Source organism: Ochrobactrum sp. Q0168 (assembly GCF_016427605.1).
Lineage (GTDB): Bacteria > Pseudomonadota > Alphaproteobacteria > Rhizobiales > Rhizobiaceae > Brucella.
Genome location: NZ_JAELXQ010000001.1, coordinates 691,874 through 713,598, shown reverse-complemented (window position 1 = coordinate 713,598; position 21,725 = coordinate 691,874). Strand labels below are relative to the sequence as shown.

Sequence of the window (21,725 nt, the reverse complement as noted above, 5' to 3'; positions counted from 1 at the left end):
GCACTTTTTGATTCAGACACCGCGCACCGCTCATAATGAAAAAGGCGGTATCAGCTGCTGTTTTCCTGACTACCCTTCAAACCGCTGCCAGCCACGAGGGCCGAGATGTTCCTGCGGCGTGAAGCGGATTTTGTACTGCATCTTGCGCGATCCCTCGACCCAATAGCCGAGATAGACATGCGGCAAGCCTGCGGCCCGTGCCCGCTCAATATGATCGAGAATCATATAGGTGCCGAGCGAACGGTCATGCATGTGCGGAGAGAAGAACGAATAGACCATGGAAAGGCCATCGGCCATCACATCGGTCAGCGCCACGGCGATCAGCTCACCATCGCCCTTTGGATCGATAAAACTGTCGGGGCCGCGACGGCGATACTCGATGATCTGCGTGTTGACGTGGGTGTCTTCAACCATCATCGCATAGTCGAGCACGGTCATGTCCGACATGCCGCCTGAACGGTGGCGCGCATCGAGATAATCCCGAAACAGCGCATATTGCTCGGTGCTGGGTTGCGCCTTGTGCACGCGACCAACCAGATCGCGATTCTGGCTCCAGACGCGGCGCATATTGCGCGTCATCTCGAACTCTCCCGCCAGAATACGCACGGAAACGCAGGCGCGGCAAAGCTCGCAGGCCGGACGATAGGCGATGTTCTGGGAACGGCGGAAGCCGCCTTGTGTCAGGAGATCGTTGATCTCGTTGGCCTTGTCGCCAACCAGATGCGTAAAAACTTTGCGCTCCATCTGCCCGTCGAGATACGGACAGGGCGAGGGTGCCGTCAAGAAAAACTGCGGAGACTGTTGCGGTTGATGGGTCATTCAATATCCACGAAATGGTAATACCGAAACCATCACGATACGAGACAAGGATCGAACCGACGGCGCAAAACGTCAATAGGCATTTTGCGCAGCCGGCTCTGAATTTTTTTGATCTTAAGTTGAACTAAGTCTGTTTCCCTCCACATCGGTTAGTGTCGGGAAACACGAAACTGTCTTTGAGGGTGATCTTAACGATCCGAGCGGATAACCGCTGTGCCCAGCAGCAGATCATGCACCGTGCGCTTGCGGTCGAGGACGAGCGTTGCTAGCAGGATCAGAGGCGTCAGCACGACATTGAGCCCCCAGAACAGCACCGAGTGGACGATGGCGAGCATTGGGTCCACCATGCCGCCTTCAAGCCGGACGAGCTTGATGTTCATCATCTGCATGCCCTTTGTGGCCTGCTGCGGGCCGCCCATGGTGCGGGACACATAGATCAGCGCGACGATGGGGAACATGATGCCGTAAAGCATCCACCCGACGCCAAGCGTCAATATGCCGAACAGCGCAATGATGATCGCAGCCGGGATACACAGCAGAAAGACGATGAGATAATCGATGAGAAAAGCCATCATCCGGCGCGTACGCACGCCTTCGAAGAAAGCTCGGCTGTCGTAACGCGGAGCCATGATCTCGCCGTGCAGGATATGGTCGGACATTTTTCCTTCCAGTCGTTTAAAAAGACAACCGGAGACAGACAATATCCGGCGTCGCTCCGCCTTCCAGGCGCAACGCTACCAACATGGTAAATGAAGTGGGCCGTTTCAAGGAAGCTGCCAGAGAAAGCGCAGGCACCCTGTCAGCTTAACCGTGCTGTTTCAGCTTTTCGGCGACCTCAATCGCGAAATAGGTGAGGATGCCGTCGCAACCGGCGCGCTTGAAAGCCAGAAGGCTTTCCATCATCACCTTTTCTTCGTCGATCCAGCCATTGATACCCGCGGCCTTGATCATCGCATATTCGCCCGACACCTGATACGCATAGGTCGGCAGGCGGAATTCGCTCTTCAGCCGGTGGATGATGTCGAGATAGGGCAGGCCGGGCTTGACCATCAGCATGTCCGCGCCTTCCGCGATGTCCTGTTCGGCTTCGCGCACCGCTTCTTCCGGATTGGCTGGGTCGATGTAATAGGTTTTCTTGTCGCCTTTCAGCAGGCCCTGCGTGCCGATGGCTTCGCGATAAGGGCCGTAGAAAGCCGAAGCGAATTTCGTCGCATAAGACATGATCGGAATATGATGAAAGCCGTTCTCGTCCAGCGCTTGACGGATCGCGCCGATACGGCCGTCCATCATGTCGGATGGCGCGATGATATCGGCACCGGCCTCGGCCTGCGAAAGCGCGCCGCGCACAACCATAGCCACGGATTCGTCATTGACGATCTCGCCGTCGCGCAAAATGCCGTCATGGCCATGCGTGGTGAACGGATCGAGCGCGGCATCGGTGATGATGCCGATCTCAGGCACTTCCTTCTTGATCGCCCGCACGGCGCGATTGATCAGATTGTCGGGGCTGGCGACAAAGGCGCCGTCGTCCGTCTTCACTTCCGCCTTTTCGCGCGGGAAGGGGGCAATGGCCGGAATGCCAAGCTTCGCGGCTTTTTCCGCCATGCGCACCGCCATATCGACCGAATAGCGCTCCACACCCGGCATGGCTTCCACAGGTTCGGAAACCCCGTCCCCGTAGGTGAGGAAGAATGGCAGGATCAGATCGTCCACCGTCAGCTGCGTTTCCTGCACCAGCCTGCGCGACCAGTCGGCCTTGCGCATACGGCGCAAACGGCGGCTGCCGGTTACGTCATCGACATGCCTGCCGATATGAGGGGGGAGATATTTGGATTGACGGTCGCTCATTGAATTATTCCCGAGAATGGAAGCCGCGATGCAAATGCAATCAAAGGGCTGACTTCGGATGCGCACCGTTTATCACGGGAAAAGTGGTGAAACCAAGAAGATTGGCCCGTAGGCGCCTGTGTGGGATTGACGCGGGGCGTCTCACTTTCTACCCATTTGGGGGAACGGGAGACAAGATATGCAGATTGACTTTGGCGGTGGCGACGAAATCAGCTTTGAACGCAAGGGAAAAGCCGGTCTTGTAAAGCTGACGCGGACCGCAGCGCTCAACGCGCTGACGCACAAGATGATTCTGGCGCTCGACCGCGCATTGCAGGCCTGGGAAAACGATCCGGAAGTCGCCTGCGTGATACTGGAAGGTGAAGGTAGGGCATTCTGCGCCGGTGGCGATGTCGTTGCTGCCTACAAGTCTGGCCGCGAGGGAACGCCCGCTTACGAATTTTTCCGCGATGAATATCGGCTCAATGCCCGCATCGGTCGGTTTCCCAAGCCCTATATCTCACTGATCAACGGTATCATCATGGGCGGCGGCGCTGGCATTTCGGTGCATGGCTCGCATCGTATCGTGACCGAAAACACCATGTTCGCCATGCCGGAAACGGGAATCGGCTTCTTTCCCGATGTCGGCGGAAGCGCATTCCTGCCGCATCTCCACGACAATTTCGGCTATTATCTCGCCTTGACGGGCAACCGCATTCGCTGGGGCGATTGTCTCCAGAGCGGCATTGCCACCCATGCGGTTGCGGCCAGCGATCTCAATGACGTGCGCGACGATCTCATCGCATCGGCGGATATCGACGCGGCTCTGACCCGTAGCCAATATCCGGATTTCGAAACATCTGCCGAAACGCGGCATGTGATCAATGAGTGCTTTTCCGGCGCGACGCTTGCAGATTGCCTGGCCTTGCTGGACAAGGCGGCTGCTTCGGGCAGCAAACCGGCGACAGATATACTGAACGTGATTGCAACGCGCTCGCCAACCAGCGTGGCGGTGACCTTCCGGCAGATCGCCGACGGACGCCCGCTCAACCTCGATGATTGCATGCGCATGGAATACCGCATTGCCAGCCGGATGCTTGAAGCGCACGACTTCTATGAAGGTGTGCGGGCGCTGCTGATCGACAAGGATGGCGCTCCATCCTGGCAGCCGGCTTCCATCGAGGATGTGAAACCGGAACAGGTAAACGCCTATTTCGTCAATCTTGGCGAAAAGGAACTGACGTTCTCATGAGGAATTGCTGATGCATATGGATGAGCTGCGCCAGCACACGCAACCGACCGGCCTTGAATGGACATTTACATGGTTCATTCGATTGCTGGCGCTGACTGCGCTTGCAAGCGGCGTTTTCTATTGGGTGCGGCTCATCGGCATTCATCCGGGGTTGCTCTGGCGGTTCGATCTGATGCCATGGATGTGGCAGACCGCCGTTGTCGCGCTGGCAGTGTTAATGCCTGTTGCTGCAACGGGTCTCTGGATGCGGGCGACCTGGGGTCCGGTGCTTTGGTTTGTCGCCGCAGTCGGCGAGATCAGCATCTATTCGGTCTTTGATCGGAACTTTGAAAGCAGACCGTTGACGGTCACATTCAATGCGCTGTGCATCGTCATTTATATCGCGTTCCGCGTGCTGCTGGTTCTGGAGAAGCGGCGGCAGGCAAAGGCCAGCATTTCCGCCTGATCGCGGGAGTGGGTAAGTAAACATTAAGCCTGAATTTGCATTCCTCTCGGTAAGCTACTGTTAAGTCTGACTTTTAAGTCGAATTTTATGCATCTCCCCTAAAGTCCTCTCAAGACAGCGAGAAACATCGCTGCATTAAAACAGGAAGAGAGCTGCATCGAGGATTTCCCGAATGCGGCTCCGACAGAGAGGCAAAGACAATGATGAATGCTCAGCGCAAGATCGACGCTCCGCTCTATGCTCCGGAAGCCGCACTCCGCAGCCTGTATCTGGAAGCTCTTCAGCTGGTGGAGCGTCTCCATCGCCGCCTGCTCGATGTTGTGAAGGACGAGTTCGACCGCAACGGTCAGCTCGACATCAACGCGACGCAGGCGCTGTTGCTCTTCAACATTGGCAATTCGGAACTGACCGCCGGTGAACTGCGCTCGCGCGGTTATTATCTCGGCTCGAATGTTTCCTACAACCTCAAGAAGCTTGTCGAGATGGGCTTCATTCATCACCAGCGTTCGCGTGTCGACCGCCGTTCGGTGCGTGTTAGCCTGACCGACAAGGGCAATGAGATCGCCAATCAGGTCGCGGCTCTTTATGAACGGCACGTCCTGTCCATCGAACAGGTCGGCGGAATTCAGGTTGAAGAATTCATGGCGATGAACAAGTCCTTGCAGCGCCTCGACCGCTTCTGGAACGACAGCATCGCTTATCGTCTCTGATAAATCGACCGGTGTTCCGGCAAGTTTGTTGCAGAACGGACACAATAGACCTGCATTTGCTGATGCGGAATGGCAATTATGCTTCGATCTTGACGTGCGCGGCTTGCAAACCGGGCCGCGCGACATGATTAAGCCATAAAAACCGACATAAGCAGTTCTCAAGACTGCACGGGCAAGAATGTGCCATCTTCCAACAGGTCGGGAGATATAAGCGGGCGCGCATGTTTGCGGGTCGCCTATCGCCTTGATGTCCTGTTGCTGATATTCTCGGACGACTGCCGCCGACATTGATCTATGAGCGGCGTGCCTTTTTGGGACTAAGCAAATGACCAAGCCAACAGACAAGAATGCCGAAGCTTTCAACGTAGACCGCCGCCGCTTCCTGCGCGGAGCTGCAACAGCCGGCCTTTCAGTGGCAGCCACGGCTTTTGCAACCTCGTCCTTTGCGCAACAGGCTTTTAACGATGTGCTCGCGTCGCCGCGGCGCGGTAACTGGGATGACCAGTTCGATGCGCGCGCGACAGGCGGCCAGAAGGTTGCGACCAACCAGCCGGTGCTGAGCCAGCAGACCATCGGCAATCTTCAAGGCGCTATCGCACAATATACCGATATTGCCGGTCGCGGTGGCTGGCCGACAGTTCCGGGCAATGCAAAGCTGCAGCTTGGCGCGAACGACCAGTCGGTGCAGTACTTGCGCAAGCGTCTGATGGTTTCTGGTGATCTGCCGCAGGGCGCCGGTCTTTCCAATGCTTTCGACACCTATGTTGATGCCGCAGTGAGGCGTTTCCAGTCGCGTCATGGTCTGCCTGCAGATGGGGTGATGGGTGAGTTCACCTATGCAGCGATGAATGTGGACGCGAATACGCGTCTTGGCCAACTCCAGACCAATTTGCAGCGCCTTTCGCCGCTGGTCAGCGCTGGTATGCAGGAACAGCGCTTTGTTATGGTGAATATTCCCGCCGCGCGGATTGAAGCCGTTGAAAACGGCAGCGTCGTGCAGCGTCACACAGCCGTTGTCGGCAAGATTGATCGCCAGACACCGCTCCTCAATTCGAAGATTCACGAGGTCATTCTCAATCCTTACTGGACGGCGCCGAAGTCGATCATCCAGAAGGATATCATTCCGCTGATGCGGAAAGATCCGCAATATCTGGCTAAGAACAAGATCCGTCTTTACGATCAGTCGGGTCAGGAAGTTGCACCCGAAACCATCGACTGGAACACGGATGACGCCGTGAAGCTGATGTTCCGTCAGGATCCGGGCAAGATCAACGCCATGTCCTCGACCAAGATCAACTTCCACAATCAGTATGCCGTCTATATGCATGATACGCCGCAGAAGAGCTATTTCAATAAGCTCATGCGTTTCGACTCGTCGGGCTGCGTGCGCGTGCAGAATGTTCGCGATCTGGACGTATGGCTCTTGAAGAACACGGCTGGCTGGGATCGCCAGAACATCGAAGAAACGATCCGCTCTGGCAACAACACGCCTATTCAGGTTGCAGATCCCGTGCCGCTGCACTTCGTCTATATCTCCGCCTGGTCGACGGGCGACGGTGTTGTTCAGTTCCGCGACGACATCTACAAGATGGACGGCGCCGCTTCGCTGGCGCTTGGCACCGACACCTGATTTTTCGTTATTTTCGACCGAAGAAGAGCCGCCTCGAATATTCGGGGCGGCTTTTTTAGTCTCAAATCCAAGATCAAATCGGTTTGCCGCATTTTGGAACATGCTTTTCGCTTTGCGGCCATTGGCCTAGGGCATTCAAGTGTGATAATGCGCCTCATCCAATAGCTTTTACCGGCTGACCCGGAGGGTGTGAAAATGTCTCAAGCCAACGCCGCCGCCAAGAATGCGTTTTCCGACGCTTTCTTCAATGCAAGCCTCGAGGACATCGATTCCGAAATTTTCGGTGCAATTCGCAACGAACTCGGTCGTCAGCGCCATGAAATCGAGCTGATCGCCTCGGAAAACATCGTCTCGCGCGCTGTTCTTGAAGCGCAAGGCTCCATCCTCACCAACAAATACGCCGAAGGCTATCCGGGCAAGCGCTATTATGGCGGCTGCCAGTATGTGGACGTGGTGGAAGAACTGGCGATCGAACGCGCCAAGAAGCTTTTCGGCTGCGAATTCGCCAATGTTCAGCCGAATTCCGGCAGCCAGATGAATCAGGCCGTATTCCTGGCTCTGCTGCAGCCGGGCGATACCTTCATGGGTCTCGACCTCAATTCGGGTGGTCACCTGACGCATGGTTCGCCGGTCAACATGTCGGGCAAGTGGTTCAATGTCGTGTCCTATGGCGTCCGACAGGACGACCATCTGCTCGATATGGACGAAGTGGCTCGTCTCGCTCGCGAAAACAAGCCAAAGCTGATTCTCGCTGGCGGCACCGCTTATTCGCGCATCTGGGACTGGAAACGTTTCCGCGAGATCGCCGATGAAGTTGGCGCTTACCTCATGGTCGATATGGCGCATATTGCGGGTCTCGTCGCCGGTGGCCAGCATCCGTCGCCGATCCCGCATGCTCATGTCTGCACGACGACGACGCACAAGTCCCTGCGCGGCCCGCGTGGCGGCATGATCCTGACCAACGACGCCGATCTGGCGAAGAAGTTCAATTCGGCTGTGTTCCCCGGTCTTCAGGGCGGCCCGCTGATGCACGTCATCGCCGCCAAGGCCGTTGCCTTCGGCGAAGCGCTGAAGCCTGAATTCAAGCTCTATGCCAAAAACGTCGTCGACAATGCGCGCGCACTCTCGGAAGAACTGAAATCGCATGGCCTCGATATCGTCTCCGGCGGCACCGACAACCATCTTATGCTGGTCGATCTGCGTCCGAAGAATGCAACGGGCAAGCGCGCGGAAGCCGCTCTCGGCCGCGCCAACATCACCTGCAACAAGAACGGCATTCCGTTCGACCCTGAAAAGCCGTTCGTCACCTCCGGCGTTCGTCTCGGCACGCCTGCCGGCACCACGCGCGGCTTCGGCGTGACCGAATTCAAGGAGATCGGCTCGCTGATCGCAGAAGTTCTCGACGGTCTGAAGGTCGCCAATTCCGATGAAGGCAATGCTGCTGTCGAACAGGCCGTGAAGGACAAGGTCATCGCGCTGACCGACCGTTTCCCGATGTATGGCTATCAGGGATAATCAGTCCCTGAAAGAAGAGTATCAAAAGCCCCGTTCATCCTTGTTGAGCGGGGTTTTTTTTGTCCGTCATATCCGGCGCGTCGCATTCGGTAGGTTGATTGGCGCAGATCAGCTATGATCTATAGGAATCAGTCTTCGAAGAGTTAAGTGAAAGTGTTCCATGCGTTGTCCCTATTGCCAATCTGAAGATACGCAAGTGAAGGATTCCCGTCCTGCCGAGGACGGAGCGGTTATTCGCAGGCGTCGTGTCTGCTCGGTGTGCGGCGGGCGATTCACGACCTTCGAACGCGTTCAGCTTCGGGATCTGATGGTGGTGAAGAAAAGCGGACGCCGCGTCCCCTTCGACCGGGATAAGCTGACCCGCTCCATCGAAGTGGCGCTGCGCAAGCGCGATGTCGACAGCGAGCGCGTCGAGCGTGCAATTTCCGGGATTGTACGCCAGCTCGAAAGTTCGGGTGAGGCGGAGGTGACGTCCGACGAGATTGGCCGTCTTGCAATGGATGCCCTCAAGGGTGTGGATGATATCGCCTATATCCGGTTTGCATCGGTCTATCGCAATTTCAGCAAGGCCGTCGATTTCCATAACGTGATTGATGAGCTTGCAGCCCCCGATACCGAGGACGATCTGGATAGATAGGCATGACTGCACTGGAACGACCGCATTCGCAGGTGACCTCGGATGATATCCGCTTCATGGAAGCGACAATCCGTTATGCTCGCCACCACAAGGGGCTGACGGGAACCAATCCGTCCGTCGGTACGCTGATCGTCAAGGATGGTGTCATCATCGGGCGCGGCATCACGGCACTGGGCGGGAGGCCCCATGCCGAGCCACAGGCGCTTGCCGATGCAGGCGAGGCGGCGCTGGGCGCAACGGCCTATGTCACGCTGGAGCCCTGCGCTCATCATGGTCGCACGCCGCCTTGCGCTGAAGCGCTGGTGCGTGCTGGTGTTGCCCGCGTGGTCGTCGCGGCCACCGATCCGGACGACCGGGTCAGCGGCAAGGGCTTTGCGATCCTGCGGGAAGCGGGCATTGAAGTGGTGCCGGGCGTCCTCGCCGAAAAAGCAGCCAATGATCTGGCAGGCTACCTGAATCGATCTTCCAGAAAACGCCCGGAAGTGATTCTGAAACTTGCACTTTCCGCCGATGGCATGATCGGAAAAAGAGGCGAGGGACAGGTGCCGATTACCGGTCCCGTATCGCGTGCGCAGTCCCACATCTTACGGTCGCAAACCGATGTTATCCTGATTGGTATCGAAACAGCACTCGCTGACGATCCGGTTTTGAACTGTCGTCTGCCGGGGCTGGAACAGCGCTCGCCAATCCGCGTCGTGCTCGACGGCGGATTGCGGTTGCCGCTGTCTTCAAAGCTGGTTCAATCGGCAGATGCGCAGCCGCTGTGGATCGCTTGCAGCGATGACGCATCGCCGGAACGGCGCTACGAACTGAAGGCGGCGGGGTGCCGCATTCTGGCAACCGAGACTGATGACTGCCGGATCGCCTTGCCGGAATTGATGGACGATCTTGCCGCACAGGGCATTGGTTCTGTTCTCGTGGAGGGCGGCGCGGGCATAGCCAAGAGCTTTCTGAATGAAAAGCTAGTTGACCGCCTGATCACCTTTCGCTCACCAATAGAAATTGGTACTGCCGATGGGGTTGCCGTGCCCGGTCTTGAAACCCATATCGCAGAAGAATTCAAAATTCTCAGACAGGCGCGTTACGGCGACGATGCCTTTGTGGAATATGTAAGGAAGTCTTGATGTTCACAGGCATAATTACCGATATCGGCAAGGTTGACCGGATCAAGCCGCTGAATGAAGGCGTGTTGCTGCGTATCGAAACTGTCTACGATCCTGAAACCATCGAGCTTGGTGCATCGATTGCGTGTTCCGGTGTTTGCCTGACGGTCGTTGCGCTGCCGGAGAAGGGCACCAATGCCCGTTGGTTCGAGGTCGAAGCATGGGAAGAAGCCCTGCGTTTGACCACCATCTCCACCTGGGAGAATGGAACCAATATCAATCTGGAACGCTCGCTGAAGCTTGGCGATGAAATGGGCGGGCATCTCGTTTCCGGCCACGTTGATGGACAGGCTGAAATCGTTGAGCGCAAGGACGAGGGCGACGCGGTGCGCTTTACCCTGCGCGCTCCGGAAGAACTGGCGCCATTCATCGCCCAGAAAGGTTCGGTAGCACTGGACGGCACGTCGCTTACGGTCAATGGTGTGAAAGGCAATGAATTTGACGTTTTGCTCATCCGCCATTCGCTGGAAGTGACGACGTGGGGCCAGCGAAAAGCTGGCGACAAGGTGAATATCGAGATCGACCAGCTCGCACGCTATGCGGCAAGGCTTGCGCAATATCGGAAATAGGCTTACAGCCTAAAATTCCAGGCTGTAAAAGCATATCCCGATTTGAGCGTTGACCGCAGGTGTTGCGGTCCGCAAAATTTGTCATGGAGTTTCTCATGTCCGATCACGAGGCGCATGCGCCGCATTTGCTTATTGTTGAAGCGCGTTTCTACGACGATCTAGCTGATGCGCTTCTTGATGGCGCAAAGGCAGCCCTTGATGAGGCGGGCGCGACCTATGACGTCGTGACTGTACCGGGCGCGCTGGAGATTCCGGCAACCATTTCCTTTGCCCTCGACGGCGCCGACAATGACGGCACTGAATATGACGGTTATGTCGCGCTGGGCACGGTGATCCGTGGTGAGACCTATCATTTCGACATCGTTGCTAACGAATCCTGCCGTGCGCTGACCGATTTGGCCGTTGAAGAAAGCCTTGCCATCGGCAACGGCATTCTGACCGTCGAGAATGACGAACAGGCATGGGTGCGTGCGCGCCGTACTGACAAGGACAAGGGCGGTTTTGCTGCCCGCGCCGCACTGACCATGATTGATCTGCGCAAGAAGTTCGGAGCGTGAATATTATGAGTTCTTCCGCAGAAGGTCGCCCGACACCGAACCTGCCGCGCACGGCGAACAAGCGTGGCGTTGCTCGCCTTGCAGCCGTGCAGGCGCTCTACCAGATGGACGTTGCCGGTACGGGCGTGATGGAAGTGGTCGCAGAATACGAAGCCTTCCGCCTCGGCAAGGAAGTGGACGGCACGCAATATCTTGATGCCGATCCGCAATGGTTCCGCGCTATTGTCGCCGGTGTTGTCGACAGCCAGCTCAAGCTTGATCCGATGATCCATCAGGCGTTGACCGAGGACTGGCCGCTGTCGCGTCTCGATTCCACGCTGCGCGCGATTCTTCGCGCCGGTGCATGGGAGCTGACCTCGCGCAACGATGTGCCGACCGCCGTGATCGTCTCGGAATATGTCGATATCGCCAAGGCGTTCTACACCGAAGACGAGCCCAAGCTCGTCAACGCAGTGCTTGACCGCCTTGCCTTCGTCATTCGTGGCGAAAGCCGTGGGACCAAGCCGCGTCACTAAGAGCGGTTTCAGAGATTGTAAAAACGAGAAGGGCTGTGAGAAATCGCAGCCCTTCTTTCATTGTATGCTGGCAAAGAACGTCTTGACGTTTGTTCAACCGTTTCGCATGTTGGTCATGCGGCATTGAGAATGCTCGACTGCAAGGGAACTTCGCCAATTTATTGATTCAAAGGCATAAGTTCCTGATGAAACTATACCGTTGAAGCCCGGTACGACGTGGTGGCTTCAAGTGCTTTCCATGCCGCTCTAATCGGCCCGGGGAGGGGTTTTCGGGCCTTCATGCGCATATGCCTGCCGTTAATTACCCAGTACCGGATGTTTATCTGCGGTCAAGCTGACGGTAGCCGGCGCAAACTCAATAGGAGTTGGCCTTTATGCAAGTGGGAGTGGCAGTTTTACTTCTCGTTATTGCCTGCGGCGTGGTTTCCGTTCTTTTCGCCTTCTGGTCGATCCGTTCGATCCTGGCGGCTGACCAGGGAACACCGCGTATGCAGGAAATCGCTGGCGCCATCCGCGAGGGCGCGTCGGCCTATCTCACACGACAATATTCCACGATTGCGATTGTCGGCGTCGTTGTGTTTCTTGCCGCATGGTATTTGCTGTCGCTGAGCGCCGCCATCGGCTTTCTGATCGGCGCGGTCCTATCCGGCCTCACAGGCTTTATTGGGATGCATGTTTCGGTGCGCGCCAATGTGCGCACAGCACAGGCCGCTTCCTTGAGCCTTGCAGGCGGGCTTGAAATGGCTTTCAAGTCCGGTGCCGTTACCGGCCTTCTGGTGGCCGGTCTCGCGCTGCTGGGCGTATCCGTCTACTATTTCATTCTCACCGTCTGGCTGGGCTATGCACCTGCTGATCGCACGGTCATCGATGCGCTGGTGGCGCTCGGCTTTGGCGCATCGCTGATTTCGATTTTCGCCCGTCTCGGCGGCGGTATCTTCACCAAGGGTGCGGATGTCGGCGGCGATCTGGTCGGCAAGGTTGAAGCGGGCATTCCGGAAGACGATCCACGCAATCCGGCAACCATCGCCGACAATGTCGGCGATAATGTCGGCGATTGCGCCGGTATGGCAGCCGATCTGTTCGAGACTTACGCCGTCACCGTGGTTGCGACCATGGTTCTGGGCGCGATCTTCTTCAATGGTTCGGACGTGTTGTCGAGCGTCATGCTCTATCCGCTGCTGATCTGTGGTGCCTGCGTGATCACCTCGATTGCCGGTACGTTTTTCGTCAAGCTTGGCGTCAACGGCTCCATCATGGGCGCGCTCTATAAGGGCCTGATCGTGACGGGCCTCCTGTCCATCATCGGGCTTGGGGTTGCCAACACGCTAACGATTGGCTGGGGCGAAATCGGCACTGTGGCCGGTAAAGTCATTACCGGCACGAATCTCTTCATCTGCGGTCTGATCGGTCTCATCGTGACGGGCCTGATCGTGGTGATCACCGAATACTATACTGGCACCAACAAGCGCCCGGTCAATTCCATCGCGCAGGCTTCCGTGACGGGGCATGGCACGAATGTCATTCAGGGCCTTGCTGTTTCGCTGGAATCAACCGCCTTGCCCGCCATCGTGATCGTTGGCGGCATTATCAGCACCTATCAGTTGGCCGGTCTCTTCGGCACGGCCATTGCGGTCACGGCCATGCTGGGCATTGCCGGAATGATCGTGGCGCTCGATGCCTTCGGGCCGGTGACCGACAATGCCGGTGGTATTGCGGAAATGGCCGGTCTCGACCCGGAAGTGCGCAAGTCCACCGATGCGCTGGATGCGGTCGGCAACACGACCAAGGCCGTGACCAAGGGCTATGCCATTGGTTCGGCGGGTTTGGGCGCTTTGGTGCTATTTGCAGCCTATTCCAACGACTTGGCTTATTTCGCGGCCAACGGCCAGACCTATCCGTATTTTGCGGATATGGGGCCGGTCTCGTTCGATCTGTCCAATCCCTATGTGGTGGCTGGTCTGATCTTCGGGGGCCTTATTCCTTATCTGTTCGGCGGCATGGCCATGACGGCTGTGGGCCGCGCAGGCGGGGCCGTGGTGCAGGAAGTTCGCCGCCAGTTCAAGGAGAAGCCGGGCATCATGACCGGCAAGGAACGCCCGGATTATGCCCGCGCGGTCGATCTTCTGACCAAAGCGGCAATCCGCGAAATGATCATTCCGTCGCTTCTGCCTGTGCTGGCGCCGCTGGTCGTCTATTTCGGCGTGCTGCTGATTTCGGGCTCCAAGGCTGCGGCCTTTGCAGCGCTTGGCGCTTCGCTGCTCGGCGTCATCGTCAACGGGCTGTTCGTGGCCATTTCCATGACTTCCGGTGGCGGCGCATGGGACAACGCCAAGAAGAGCTTCGAGGATGGCTTTACGGATGCCGATGGCGTGAAACACCTGAAAGGTTCGGAAGCGCATAAGGCTTCCGTGACGGGTGATACGGTGGGTGATCCCTACAAGGATACTGCCGGTCCTGCCGTCAACCCGGCAATCAAGATCACCAATATCGTGGCGCTTCTGCTGCTTGCAGTGCTGGCGCATATGGCCTGATCTGTTGCCGAAAGGTCTGAAAACAGAAAACCCGCCGAAAGGCGGGTTTTCTTTTGGATAATATAGTGTGGCGATTAGCTGCCGCCAGCTCCACCCGGTCCGCCTGCGCCAGCGCCGGGTATCGAGGTCGGCGCCTTGGAAACGCCCTGGATAACCTGACCCAGGAAGGTCTGGTCCTTGCCGCCGGTTGGCGTGGTGCGCGATACGAAGTCGAACAGCTTGCCATCCTGCATGCCGTAATTGGCGATATGCTCGACCTTACCGTCCTTGTTAAAATAGATCGCGAGAATCTGACGATCGACCAGCTTCGGCTTCATGAACTGAGCCATGCGGTGGCGCTTCTGCGAAATGTAATAGAACACTTCGTTGTCGAAGGTTGCGGTGGTCGATGGCGTACCGAGCGCCAGCAGCACCTGCTCGCGGCTGGAGCCGACCGGCACCGAATCAAGCGCCTGCTGGTCGAGGACATAGCCCTCTGTCAGCGTCTCGGACGGGTTCAGAGTGGATGCGGTGTTGCATCCGGCGAGGGCGGCCGAAAACAGAATTGCCGTACCAGCCAGAAGAACACGCTGCTTGCGTGCGCCTGTTGATGCGCCGGAACGCACAGTTGAGAAAATCCGCTGCAACAAAGACCTCTCCATAATTCTATTATCAGCGCGGCACTTTCGCCGTCGGGAGAACTTCGGTAAACCACCTTGCTTCTATATGCAACTGGAACGGTCGTACAGGGATGATTCTCCAACTTTTCCGCCGCAAATCGAAGGCCAATGAGGCTATCGTGCTTCGCGTTTACGAGGCGATCGTGGCAGCGGCGCGGCAAAAACGGTTTTATGCACAATTTCATGTGCCGGATACGCCCCTTGGGCGGTATGAAATGTTGTCAGTGCATATTTTTCTGACGCTGCACCGTATGCGCGGCGACAATCCGGCTCTGATGGCGCTCGCTCAGGAGGTGGCCGACGAATTTTTCAAGGATGTCGATCACTCGCTGCGGGAACTGGGAATCGGCGATCAGGGCGTGCCCAAACGTATGAAAAAACTGGCGCGCATGTTTTATGGCCGTGTGTCGACTTATGGCGCGGCGCTCGATACTGAGGATGCGGAAGCGCTTGCAGCCGCATTGACGCGAAATATCAGGCCCGATCTGGAATTCTGGCCCCAGGCTCGCCATTTAGGCGAATATGTTCTGCGTTGTCGCGACCGGTTACGCGCAATCGACGATAGTACACTGGTGGCGGGTGAGATTTCCTTTATGGATGCCGACGATCCGGCGCTGACGCATGACAATACCGAAGAGGCAAAACAAAATGACTGATAAGCCGGCGCTGACCTATCCCGTTCCGGTTCTGCACCTGCCCCAGAAGGGCGTGACAGTAACAATCGGCACTGATGAGAAGGAGCGCGCCGCGCTCGCTGCCAGCCATGCGCTGGAGGCGGTGAACGCGTTTTCGGTTGAATTTTTGCTGACCCCTTGGAAAAAAGATGGCATTCGTGTGCGCGGACGCATCGATGCGGAGATCGTGCAGGCTTGCGTCACTACGCTGGAGCCGCTCACCAATGTGATAGCGGAAGAAGTCGATACGATCTTCGTGCCGGAAAATTCGCGTCTGGCCCGCGTTCAGCTCGACGAAAGCGGCGAAATGCTGCTGGACGCCGATGGCGCCGACAGCCCCGAAACCTTTGTCGGCGACCGGATCGATGTCGGCGCGGTTGCCGAAGAGTTCTTCGAACTGGCAATCGATCCCTATCCGCGCAAGCCCGGTCTGCCGGATGACGCGGAACTTCGGACCTTCGGGGATGCCGGTGAGGAGGATGACAAGCCGGAGTCGCCCTTCGCAAAGCTGTCGGAATGGCGCAAGAAGCCGTGATCGACGGTGATTTGCGACGGGTTGGACAAAATATTGTTGTACAGCAACGCAAAACCACTATTTTCGCCGAAAGCCCTGCCGCGACTTGAGCGCGGCGTGGGAACAGGGGGCGAGCAGGGATCGAACAGGAATAATCAAGAGTGGTAAAAATATCGATTGACGCGATGGGCGGTGATTTCGGTCCTGAAGTGGTCGTCCCCGGCGCGGCAAAGGCGCTTGAGCGCCATCCCGACATGCGTTTTATCTTTTTCGGTCTGGCCGGACAGGTTGAGCCGGTGCTGGCGCGCTTTCCCAAGCTGCAGGCCGCATCCGAGTTTCGCGCCTGTGAAGTCGCTGTCAGCATGGATGACAAGCCAAGCCAGGCGCTGCGCAACGGTCGTGGCAAGTCCACAATGTGGAAGGCGATTGAAGCTGTGAAGACCGGCGAAGCCGATGCCTGCGTTTCTGCGGGCAATACGGGGGCGCTCATGGCGATGTCGAAATTCTGCCTGCGCATGATGTCGGATGTCGAGCGTCCGGCAATTGCAGGCATTTGGCCGACGCTGCGCGGCGAAAGCATCGTGCTGGACATTGGCGCGACGATCGGCGCCGATGCGCGCCAGCTGGTCGATTATGCTGTCATGGGCGCAGGCATGGCGCGCGCGCTGTTTGAAGTGCGAAAGCCGACCGTCGGCCTGTTGAATGTCGGCACGGAAGAGGTCAAGGGTCTCGACGAGATCAAGGAAGCCGGGCAGATTCTGCGCGATACGCCGCTGGACGGCCTGCAATATTCCGGCTTTGTAGAAGGCAACGATATCGGCAAAGGTAGCGTCGATGTCGTGGTGACCGAAGGCTTCACCGGCAATATCGCCCTTAAGGCCGCTGAAGGCACTGCGCGTCAGATGGCGACATTGCTGCGCCAGGCCATGACCCGCACTCTGCTGGCCAAGATCGGTTATGTCTTTGCCAAAGGCGCTTTTGATCGCCTGCGCGAAAAGATGGACCCGAACAAGGTCAATGGCGGTGTGTTCCTTGGTTTGAGCGGCATCGTGATCAAGAGCCATGGCAGCGCGAATGCAGAAGGCTTCTGCTCGGCGATTGAAGTGGGCTATGACATGGTGCGCAATCGTCTTCTTGAGAAGATTGAGGCCGATCTGGCGCATTTTCACCACAGTCACCCGCATGTTTCGTCCAGTGAAGGCGACGAAGCGGCCAAATAATTGTTTGCCCCTCTGGTGGGCGCGGATTTCGACGGTGCGGGCAACAGCCTCGTTCCGTTCGCTTATAAGGACAGGAATAAAAAATGATACGATCTGTCGTGCGGGGTATCGGTTCGGCATTGCCGAAACGGGTCATGAAGAACACCGATTTTGAGGGTGTCATAGAGACCTCGGACGAATGGATCGTGCAGCGCACGGGCATTCGCGAACGCCATATCGCAGGCGATGACGAAACCACGGTTTCGCTGGGTGCTGCCGCCGCACGTGCGGCCATCGAGAATGCAGGCCTTCAGCCATCGGATATCGACCTCGTGCTGGTCGCCACCTCGACGCCGAACAACACATTCCCGGCCAGCGCCGTGGAAATCCAGCGCGAGCTTGGCATCACCTCCGGTTTCGCTTTCGACATGCAGGCCGTGTGCAGCGGTTTCATCTATGCCATCACGACCGCCGATCTTTATATTCGCGGCGGCATGGCCGAGCGCGTTCTGGTCATCGGTGCGGAAACATTCTCGCGCATTCTCGACTGGACCGACCGCACGACCTGCGTTCTGTTTGGGGATGGCGCTGGCGCTGTGGTGCTGGAAGCTGCCGAAGGCAAGGGCCTGACCTCGGACCGCGGCGTTCTGGCTGCAAATCTGCGCTCGGATGGCAACCACAAGGAAAAGCTCTATGTGGATGGTGGTCCTTCTACCACACAGACCGTCGGCCATCTGCGCATGGAAGGCCGTGAAGTCTTCAAGCACGCTGTCGGCATGATCACCGATGTTATCGAAGCTTCCTTCGCGGAAACGGGCCTTACAGCAGACGATATCGACTGGTTTGTGCCGCATCAGGCCAACAAGCGCATCATCGACGCTTCGGCCAAGAAGCTGAATATCGCCGAAAGCAAGGTCGTCATCACTGTCGACCGCCACGGCAATACCTCGGCTGCATCGGTGCCGCTGGCGCTGGCGACGGCTGTTGCCGACGGCCGGATCAAGAAGGGTGATCTCGTGCTTCTCGAAGCCATGGGCGGTGGATTTACCTGGGGTGCGGTTTTGCTGCGCTGGTAAGCCAATCGCCCCAAAACGGGGGCGCTCTGTCACGTTCGGAATCGGATCGGACAAGAAAAGCAATAAAATTGATCCGCCGCGAGGGAACTCGCGGCTTGACCGAGCCGCTTTTATTTGTGTAACGTCCTGTCACGTAAGGATATTATCTGTTCAAACGCTAACCAGGTGGGTTCGGTTATGGGAGGTAAAACGGTCACGCGGGCTGATCTGGCAGAGGCTGTTTACCGAAAGGTCGGTCTTTCCAGAACGGAGTCGGCGGCTTTGGTCGAGATGATTCTCGACGAGGTTTGTGACGCAATCGTCAATGGCGAAACAGTGAAGCTGTCGTCATTTGCCACTTTTCAGGTCCGCGACAAGAACGAGCGTATCGGTCGCAATCCGAAGACCGGCGAAGAAGTGCCAATTCTTCCGCGACGCGTGATGACCTTCAAGGCTTCCAATGTTCTCAAGCAGCGTATTCTGCAGGAACATCAGAAGCGCGAAACCAAGAGCAAATAATCCAGATCAATGCCGCCTCATATTCTCCGGGCGGCATTTGTTTTTCAGATCAGGTGGCAAAAAGCGGCGGCTTGCGCGTTCTGGCGCATAGCGCGTAATGACGGGTTCATGCTGCCGTCTCACTTCACTTACATCGCGGTTCGGTGGTGTGCTTCGCTGCAAGGTGGAGCGACTGCGCGCATTTAAATTCGGCTGAGCCGTATTTAAGGGCGAGCTACTGTGTCTCACCCATGTGAAGGGATGCGTATAAAGCTCTGATATTATATAATGGATATAGTGAAACGAATCATTTCGCTAATATTCGAATCCGAGAGCGCATAGGCTTTTCGGAAAGAGTTTCAGCGTGAAACGCCATCAGGTTTCAATCGGCGTTCGGACAGTATAAGTAGGCCGCGGTTTTTGAAAAACTGGTGGCATTCCACTTTATTGTCACTGTCTGTGTATCGTGCGGACCGCAAGTGGAATTTCAAAGCCTATACGGATCGCTCGGTGAGCGGGCCGTTGCTGCTGGAAAGGGCAGGTGGATGGACAAGAGCCCTGATGCATTCAGGACGATCAGCGAGGTTGCGGAGGATCTCGATCTTCCCCAGCATGTGCTGCGTTTCTGGGAAACGCGCTTTACACAGATCAAGCCGATGAAGCGTGGTGGCGGTCGCCGCTATTATCGTCCAATCGATGTCGAGCTGCTCAAGGGCATTCGCCATCTGCTCTACGATCAAGGCTATACGATCAAGGGCGTGCAGCGTCTCCTGCGCGAAAACAATCCGCAGTTCATCATTGCACTCGGCAATGGGGATGTGCAGGCCATTGAAGTCATCTCGCGCCAGAAACAGGCTGCTGCTGACAAGCGTGCAGCGGAAGAAGCTGCCGATAATGAAATGGCGCTGCCAAGCGGCATCAAAGCCCCGCAGCCCTCGCGCAAGCTGTTCGGCTTGTTGAAGGGCGAAGATGACGGCCCCATTGGCGCCGATGGCAAACGCCCTTCCAAGGACAATCGCTCGCTTTTGCAGGAAGCGCTTTTTGATCTTCTGGAATGCAAGCGATTGCTGGATCAGGTGCGCTAGAGCATTTCCAGCAAAAGTGCGTAGCGGTTTTGCGTAGGATAATGCGCGAAAACAAATGGATAGAGCGGTTCCGACGATTCTGTTAAAACAGGAACCGCTCTAAGCCAGGCAGAAAGTGAAAAGGGGGGCATGGCCTCCCTTTTTATCGTCAACTGGACGAGAGTTTCAGGCCGACGATGCCCGCGAGAATGAGCATGACACTCGCCACGCGGAAGAAACTTGCTGCTTCCCCGAGAATAAAGATGCCGACCACGAAAGCGCCGACCGCGCCGATACCGGTCCAGATCGCATAGGCCGTGCCAAGAGGCAGCGAGCGCATGGCGATAGAAAGCAGCAGAAAACTGCCGATCATTGTGACCAGTGTGATGATGCTGGGCGTCAGAAGCGAGAAGCCTTCCGACTTTTTCATAAAGAAAGCCCAGACGACTTCAAGGATGCCGGCGATAGCCAGATAGACCCATGCCATTGTGAATGCTCCATATTTGGAAATGGGTAAAATCAGAGACTTAGACTGTTTTGATGAATCAGTTTCTCAAAAGTCCGATGTCATTGGTTCCGTTGATTTCGCAAACGCGAAACGTGCGAAATCACCAAGGCTGGCCGAATGGCCGCCAATAAGCCTGAACCTGACGATCTGCTTGATGGTGATTGGTTCGATTGGCCGTAACATAGGATACTCCTATGGGGCCGTCCCCTATGCGAACACTGGCGTGGGTCGTCCCGCGCGCCAGATAGATAGTGTTTCGCTGGTGCTGTGGCAAGGTGCATGACGAAATTCCTGCCAACATAAACTTGATCGCTTTCATCGTAGATCGGCGGCTATTTTCGGTTATCCTGTCATTCTTACTCACAATTATGCCGGGAGATCGATCAATGACCATCTCAAGACGTAATTTTATTGTTGCAGCATCTGCTGCCGGTGCGGGAATGGCGCTTTCGCCGCTGGACCTCGCCAGCGCAGCAGCCGACACGGGCAGTTCCAACGTGCAAAAGCCGTCACAAGTTGAAAATCCAGGTTTCCATCGCTTTCAGCTCGGCGAATTTGAAATCACCACCCTGTCCGATGGGCGTCGGGCAGGTGAAGCGCCTGAGAAAACCTATGCCATCGATCAGGAACCGAAGGACGTCGCCGCGCTGCTGGAAGAAAACATGCTTCCCACCGACCGGTTCGTGAACAGCTTTACGCCGGTGCTGATCAATACCGGCAAGGATCTTGTCCTTTTCGATACGGGCATGGGAGCCGGGGCGCGCGCAAACGGGCAGGGCAAGCTTATCGGTGCACTGGAAGCTTCTGGCTACAAGGCCTCGGATGTTTCGCTCGTGGTGCTGAGCCATTTCCATGGCGACCACATCGGCGGGCTTATGGAAGACGGCAAGCCTGCCTTCGCCAATGCCCGTTACGCGGCTGGACAGAAAGAGTTCGATTTCTGGACCGATCCCGCGCGGCTGGACAGCCCGCTGAAGGGCGGGGCCGAGCTTGTCGGCAAGAATGTGAAGCCGCTCGTCGAGAAGATCACGTTTCTGGAAGACAATAGCGAAGTCGTCTCAGGCATTCACGCGCTGGCGGCTTTCGGGCATACGCCCGGCCACTTGATATTTCGCGTCGAATCCGGGGGTAAGCAGCTAATGCTGATTTCCGACACCGCCAATCATTTTGTCATCACCTTGCAGCGGCCCGAATGGCATGTGGCCTTCGATGTGGACAAGGAGACCGCCGTCACGACGCGCAAACGCGTCTTCGACATGCTGGCAACCGAGCGCCTGCCTTTCATCGGCTATCACATGCCGTTCCCGGCAGTGGCCTATCTGGAAAAGCAAGGCGCGGGATACCGCTATATTCCTGAAACTTACCAGCTGCGGGACAAATAGTT

23 protein-coding genes are annotated in these 21,725 nt (G+C 56.9%); 18 read left to right on the top strand and 5 right to left on the bottom strand.

All coding sequences use genetic code 11. The features are described from left to right. Positions 1 to 69: 69 nt before the first annotated feature. The 3 genes from JAU75_RS03455 to hemB all read right to left on the bottom strand — a co-directional run bounded on the left by JAU75_RS03455 (position 70) and on the right by hemB (position 2,667). A complete protein-coding gene (locus JAU75_RS03455; protein WP_109368722.1) occupies positions 70 to 819 on the bottom strand; it encodes an arginyltransferase in 750 nt (249 codons plus the stop codon). A gap of 188 nt (positions 820 to 1,007) precedes the next feature. Continuing rightward, entirely contained in the window at positions 1,008 to 1,478 is a 471-nt protein-coding gene (locus JAU75_RS03450) for an RDD family protein (protein ID WP_199054576.1), read from the bottom strand. A gap of 145 nt (positions 1,479 to 1,623) precedes the next feature. Beyond that, entirely contained in the window at positions 1,624 to 2,667 is a 1,044-nt protein-coding gene (gene hemB / locus JAU75_RS03445) for a porphobilinogen synthase (protein ID WP_199054575.1), read from the bottom strand. Positions 2,668 to 2,845: 178 nt separating this feature from the next. Between hemB and JAU75_RS03440 the strand changes: the two genes are divergently transcribed. The 11 genes from JAU75_RS03440 to JAU75_RS03390 all read left to right on the top strand — a co-directional run bounded on the left by JAU75_RS03440 (position 2,846) and on the right by JAU75_RS03390 (position 14,170). Beyond that, positions 2,846 to 3,898 carry an enoyl-CoA hydratase/isomerase family protein gene (locus JAU75_RS03440; RefSeq protein WP_199054573.1) on the top strand — a complete coding sequence of 351 codons (1,053 nt, stop codon included), beginning with the start codon at positions 2,846 to 2,848 and terminating at the stop codon, positions 3,896 to 3,898. Positions 3,899 to 3,908: 10 nt separating this feature from the next. After that, positions 3,909 to 4,343 (top strand): DUF6163 family protein, encoded by a 435-nt coding sequence (locus JAU75_RS03435; RefSeq protein WP_199054571.1) that lies wholly within the window; start codon positions 3,909 to 3,911, stop codon positions 4,341 to 4,343. Between the two features lie 200 nt (positions 4,344 to 4,543). Continuing rightward, positions 4,544 to 5,053: a transcriptional regulator LdtR gene (gene ldtR, locus JAU75_RS03430; protein WP_078340499.1), complete on the top strand. Its 510-nt coding sequence runs from the start codon at positions 4,544 to 4,546 to the stop codon at positions 5,051 to 5,053. 325 nt (positions 5,054 to 5,378) lie between these two features. Further along, positions 5,379 to 6,683: a L,D-transpeptidase family protein gene (locus JAU75_RS03425; protein ID WP_199054569.1), complete on the top strand. Its 1,305-nt coding sequence runs from the start codon at positions 5,379 to 5,381 to the stop codon at positions 6,681 to 6,683. A gap of 195 nt (positions 6,684 to 6,878) precedes the next feature. Next, positions 6,879 to 8,198, top strand: a complete 1,320-nt coding sequence (glyA, locus tag JAU75_RS03420) for a serine hydroxymethyltransferase (protein WP_199054567.1) — start codon at positions 6,879 to 6,881, stop codon at positions 8,196 to 8,198. 160 nt (positions 8,199 to 8,358) lie between these two features. Then, positions 8,359 to 8,835 carry a transcriptional regulator NrdR gene (gene nrdR / locus JAU75_RS03415; protein WP_199054565.1) on the top strand — a complete coding sequence of 159 codons (477 nt, stop codon included), beginning with the start codon at positions 8,359 to 8,361 and terminating at the stop codon, positions 8,833 to 8,835. 2 nt (positions 8,836 to 8,837) lie between these two features. After that, the gene (ribD, locus tag JAU75_RS03410; RefSeq protein WP_199054563.1) at positions 8,838 to 9,959 is read left to right on the top strand and encodes a bifunctional diaminohydroxyphosphoribosylaminopyrimidine deaminase/5-amino-6-(5-phosphoribosylamino)uracil reductase RibD; all 1,122 of its coding nucleotides are present in this window, start codon (positions 8,838 to 8,840) and stop codon (positions 9,957 to 9,959) included. Next, a complete protein-coding gene (locus JAU75_RS03405) occupies positions 9,959 to 10,567 on the top strand; it encodes a riboflavin synthase (RefSeq protein WP_078340504.1) in 609 nt (202 codons plus the stop codon). The genes ribD and JAU75_RS03405 overlap by 1 nt, the downstream gene beginning before the upstream one ends. 95 nt (positions 10,568 to 10,662) lie before the next feature. Further along, positions 10,663 to 11,124, top strand: a complete 462-nt coding sequence (locus tag JAU75_RS03400) for a 6,7-dimethyl-8-ribityllumazine synthase (RefSeq protein WP_199054561.1) — start codon at positions 10,663 to 10,665, stop codon at positions 11,122 to 11,124. 5 nt (positions 11,125 to 11,129) lie between these two features. Further along, positions 11,130 to 11,639 (top strand): transcription antitermination factor NusB, encoded by a 510-nt coding sequence (gene nusB / locus JAU75_RS03395; protein ID WP_109368732.1) that lies wholly within the window; start codon positions 11,130 to 11,132, stop codon positions 11,637 to 11,639. Positions 11,640 to 12,013: 374 nt separating this feature from the next. Continuing rightward, a complete protein-coding gene (locus JAU75_RS03390) occupies positions 12,014 to 14,170 on the top strand; it encodes a sodium-translocating pyrophosphatase (protein ID WP_199054559.1) in 2,157 nt (718 codons plus the stop codon). 74 nt (positions 14,171 to 14,244) lie between these two features. Here the strand turns inward: JAU75_RS03390 and JAU75_RS03385 are convergent, their stop codons facing one another. Next, positions 14,245 to 14,811, bottom strand: a complete 567-nt coding sequence (locus JAU75_RS03385; protein ID WP_199054557.1) for an outer membrane protein assembly factor BamE — start codon at positions 14,809 to 14,811, stop codon at positions 14,245 to 14,247. 89 nt (positions 14,812 to 14,900) lie between these two features. Here JAU75_RS03385 and JAU75_RS03380 point away from each other — a divergent pair, with 89 nt between their 5' ends. The 6 genes from JAU75_RS03380 (at position 14,901) to JAU75_RS03355 (ending at position 19,854) form a co-directional block, all read left to right on the top strand. Continuing rightward, positions 14,901 to 15,485 carry a ubiquinol-cytochrome C chaperone family protein gene (locus JAU75_RS03380; RefSeq protein ID WP_199054555.1) on the top strand — a complete coding sequence of 195 codons (585 nt, stop codon included), beginning with the start codon at positions 14,901 to 14,903 and terminating at the stop codon, positions 15,483 to 15,485. After that, positions 15,478 to 16,038 carry a DUF177 domain-containing protein gene (locus tag JAU75_RS03375; protein ID WP_199054554.1) on the top strand — a complete coding sequence of 187 codons (561 nt, stop codon included), beginning with the start codon at positions 15,478 to 15,480 and terminating at the stop codon, positions 16,036 to 16,038. Before JAU75_RS03380 ends, JAU75_RS03375 begins: the two co-directional genes overlap by 8 nt. Positions 16,039 to 16,178: 140 nt before the next feature. Then, positions 16,179 to 17,237 (top strand): phosphate acyltransferase PlsX, encoded by a 1,059-nt coding sequence (gene plsX, locus JAU75_RS03370; protein WP_199054552.1) that lies wholly within the window; start codon positions 16,179 to 16,181, stop codon positions 17,235 to 17,237. Between the two features lie 83 nt (positions 17,238 to 17,320). Beyond that, positions 17,321 to 18,292 carry a beta-ketoacyl-ACP synthase III gene (locus JAU75_RS03365; protein WP_138785869.1) on the top strand — a complete coding sequence of 324 codons (972 nt, stop codon included), beginning with the start codon at positions 17,321 to 17,323 and terminating at the stop codon, positions 18,290 to 18,292. 177 nt (positions 18,293 to 18,469) lie between these two features. Next, complete coding sequence (locus tag JAU75_RS03360; RefSeq protein ID WP_078340512.1) at positions 18,470 to 18,790, top strand: integration host factor subunit alpha; 321 nt, start codon at positions 18,470 to 18,472, stop codon at positions 18,788 to 18,790. A gap of 524 nt (positions 18,791 to 19,314) precedes the next feature. Continuing rightward, complete coding sequence (locus tag JAU75_RS03355; protein WP_109368739.1) at positions 19,315 to 19,854, top strand: MerR family transcriptional regulator; 540 nt, start codon at positions 19,315 to 19,317, stop codon at positions 19,852 to 19,854. 148 nt (positions 19,855 to 20,002) lie between these two features. Here the strand turns inward: JAU75_RS03355 and sugE are convergent, their stop codons facing one another. Further along, complete coding sequence (gene sugE / locus JAU75_RS03350; RefSeq protein ID WP_199054550.1) at positions 20,003 to 20,320, bottom strand: quaternary ammonium compound efflux SMR transporter SugE; 318 nt, start codon at positions 20,318 to 20,320, stop codon at positions 20,003 to 20,005. A 407-nt stretch (positions 20,321 to 20,727) separates the two neighbouring features. Here sugE and JAU75_RS03345 point away from each other — a divergent pair, with 407 nt between their 5' ends. Then, the gene (locus tag JAU75_RS03345; RefSeq protein WP_199054548.1) at positions 20,728 to 21,723 is read left to right on the top strand and encodes an MBL fold metallo-hydrolase; all 996 of its coding nucleotides are present in this window, start codon (positions 20,728 to 20,730) and stop codon (positions 21,721 to 21,723) included. The last annotated feature ends 2 nt before the right edge of the window (positions 21,724 to 21,725 follow it).

What these genes read in the sequence shown, in the direction of transcription:
- JAU75_RS03405 (WP_078340504.1), top strand. Translation starts at nt 9,959, where the DNA reads ATGTTCACAGGCATAATTACCGATATCGGCAAGGTTGACCGGATCAAG.
- JAU75_RS03390 (WP_199054559.1), top strand. Translation starts at nt 12,014, where the DNA reads ATGCAAGTGGGAGTGGCAGTTTTACTTCTCGTTATTGCCTGCGGCGTG.
- JAU75_RS03375 (WP_199054554.1), top strand. Translation starts at nt 15,478, where the DNA reads ATGACTGATAAGCCGGCGCTGACCTATCCCGTTCCGGTTCTGCACCTG.
- nusB (WP_109368732.1), top strand. Translation starts at nt 11,130, where the DNA reads ATGAGTTCTTCCGCAGAAGGTCGCCCGACACCGAACCTGCCGCGCACG.
- hemB (WP_199054575.1), bottom strand. Translation starts at nt 2,667, where the DNA reads ATGAGCGACCGTCAATCCAAATATCTCCCCCCTCATATCGGCAGGCAT.
- JAU75_RS03345 (WP_199054548.1), top strand. Translation starts at nt 20,728, where the DNA reads ATGACCATCTCAAGACGTAATTTTATTGTTGCAGCATCTGCTGCCGGT.
- JAU75_RS03435 (WP_199054571.1), top strand. Translation starts at nt 3,909, where the DNA reads ATGCATATGGATGAGCTGCGCCAGCACACGCAACCGACCGGCCTTGAA.
- JAU75_RS03355 (WP_109368739.1), top strand. Translation starts at nt 19,315, where the DNA reads ATGGACAAGAGCCCTGATGCATTCAGGACGATCAGCGAGGTTGCGGAG.
- JAU75_RS03380 (WP_199054555.1), top strand. Translation starts at nt 14,901, where the DNA reads ATGATTCTCCAACTTTTCCGCCGCAAATCGAAGGCCAATGAGGCTATC.
- JAU75_RS03365 (WP_138785869.1), top strand. Translation starts at nt 17,321, where the DNA reads ATGATACGATCTGTCGTGCGGGGTATCGGTTCGGCATTGCCGAAACGG.
- ribD (WP_199054563.1), top strand. Translation starts at nt 8,838, where the DNA reads ATGACTGCACTGGAACGACCGCATTCGCAGGTGACCTCGGATGATATC.
- JAU75_RS03455 (WP_109368722.1), bottom strand. Translation starts at nt 819, where the DNA reads ATGACCCATCAACCGCAACAGTCTCCGCAGTTTTTCTTGACGGCACCC.
- nrdR (WP_199054565.1), top strand. Translation starts at nt 8,359, where the DNA reads ATGCGTTGTCCCTATTGCCAATCTGAAGATACGCAAGTGAAGGATTCC.
- JAU75_RS03450 (WP_199054576.1), bottom strand. Translation starts at nt 1,478, where the DNA reads ATGTCCGACCATATCCTGCACGGCGAGATCATGGCTCCGCGTTACGAC.
- JAU75_RS03425 (WP_199054569.1), top strand. Translation starts at nt 5,379, where the DNA reads ATGACCAAGCCAACAGACAAGAATGCCGAAGCTTTCAACGTAGACCGC.
- ldtR (WP_078340499.1), top strand. Translation starts at nt 4,544, where the DNA reads ATGATGAATGCTCAGCGCAAGATCGACGCTCCGCTCTATGCTCCGGAA.
- sugE (WP_199054550.1), bottom strand. Translation starts at nt 20,320, where the DNA reads ATGGCATGGGTCTATCTGGCTATCGCCGGCATCCTTGAAGTCGTCTGG.
- JAU75_RS03360 (WP_078340512.1), top strand. Translation starts at nt 18,470, where the DNA reads ATGGGAGGTAAAACGGTCACGCGGGCTGATCTGGCAGAGGCTGTTTAC.
- JAU75_RS03400 (WP_199054561.1), top strand. Translation starts at nt 10,663, where the DNA reads ATGTCCGATCACGAGGCGCATGCGCCGCATTTGCTTATTGTTGAAGCG.
- glyA (WP_199054567.1), top strand. Translation starts at nt 6,879, where the DNA reads ATGTCTCAAGCCAACGCCGCCGCCAAGAATGCGTTTTCCGACGCTTTC.
- JAU75_RS03440 (WP_199054573.1), top strand. Translation starts at nt 2,846, where the DNA reads ATGCAGATTGACTTTGGCGGTGGCGACGAAATCAGCTTTGAACGCAAG.
- JAU75_RS03385 (WP_199054557.1), bottom strand. Translation starts at nt 14,811, where the DNA reads ATGGAGAGGTCTTTGTTGCAGCGGATTTTCTCAACTGTGCGTTCCGGC.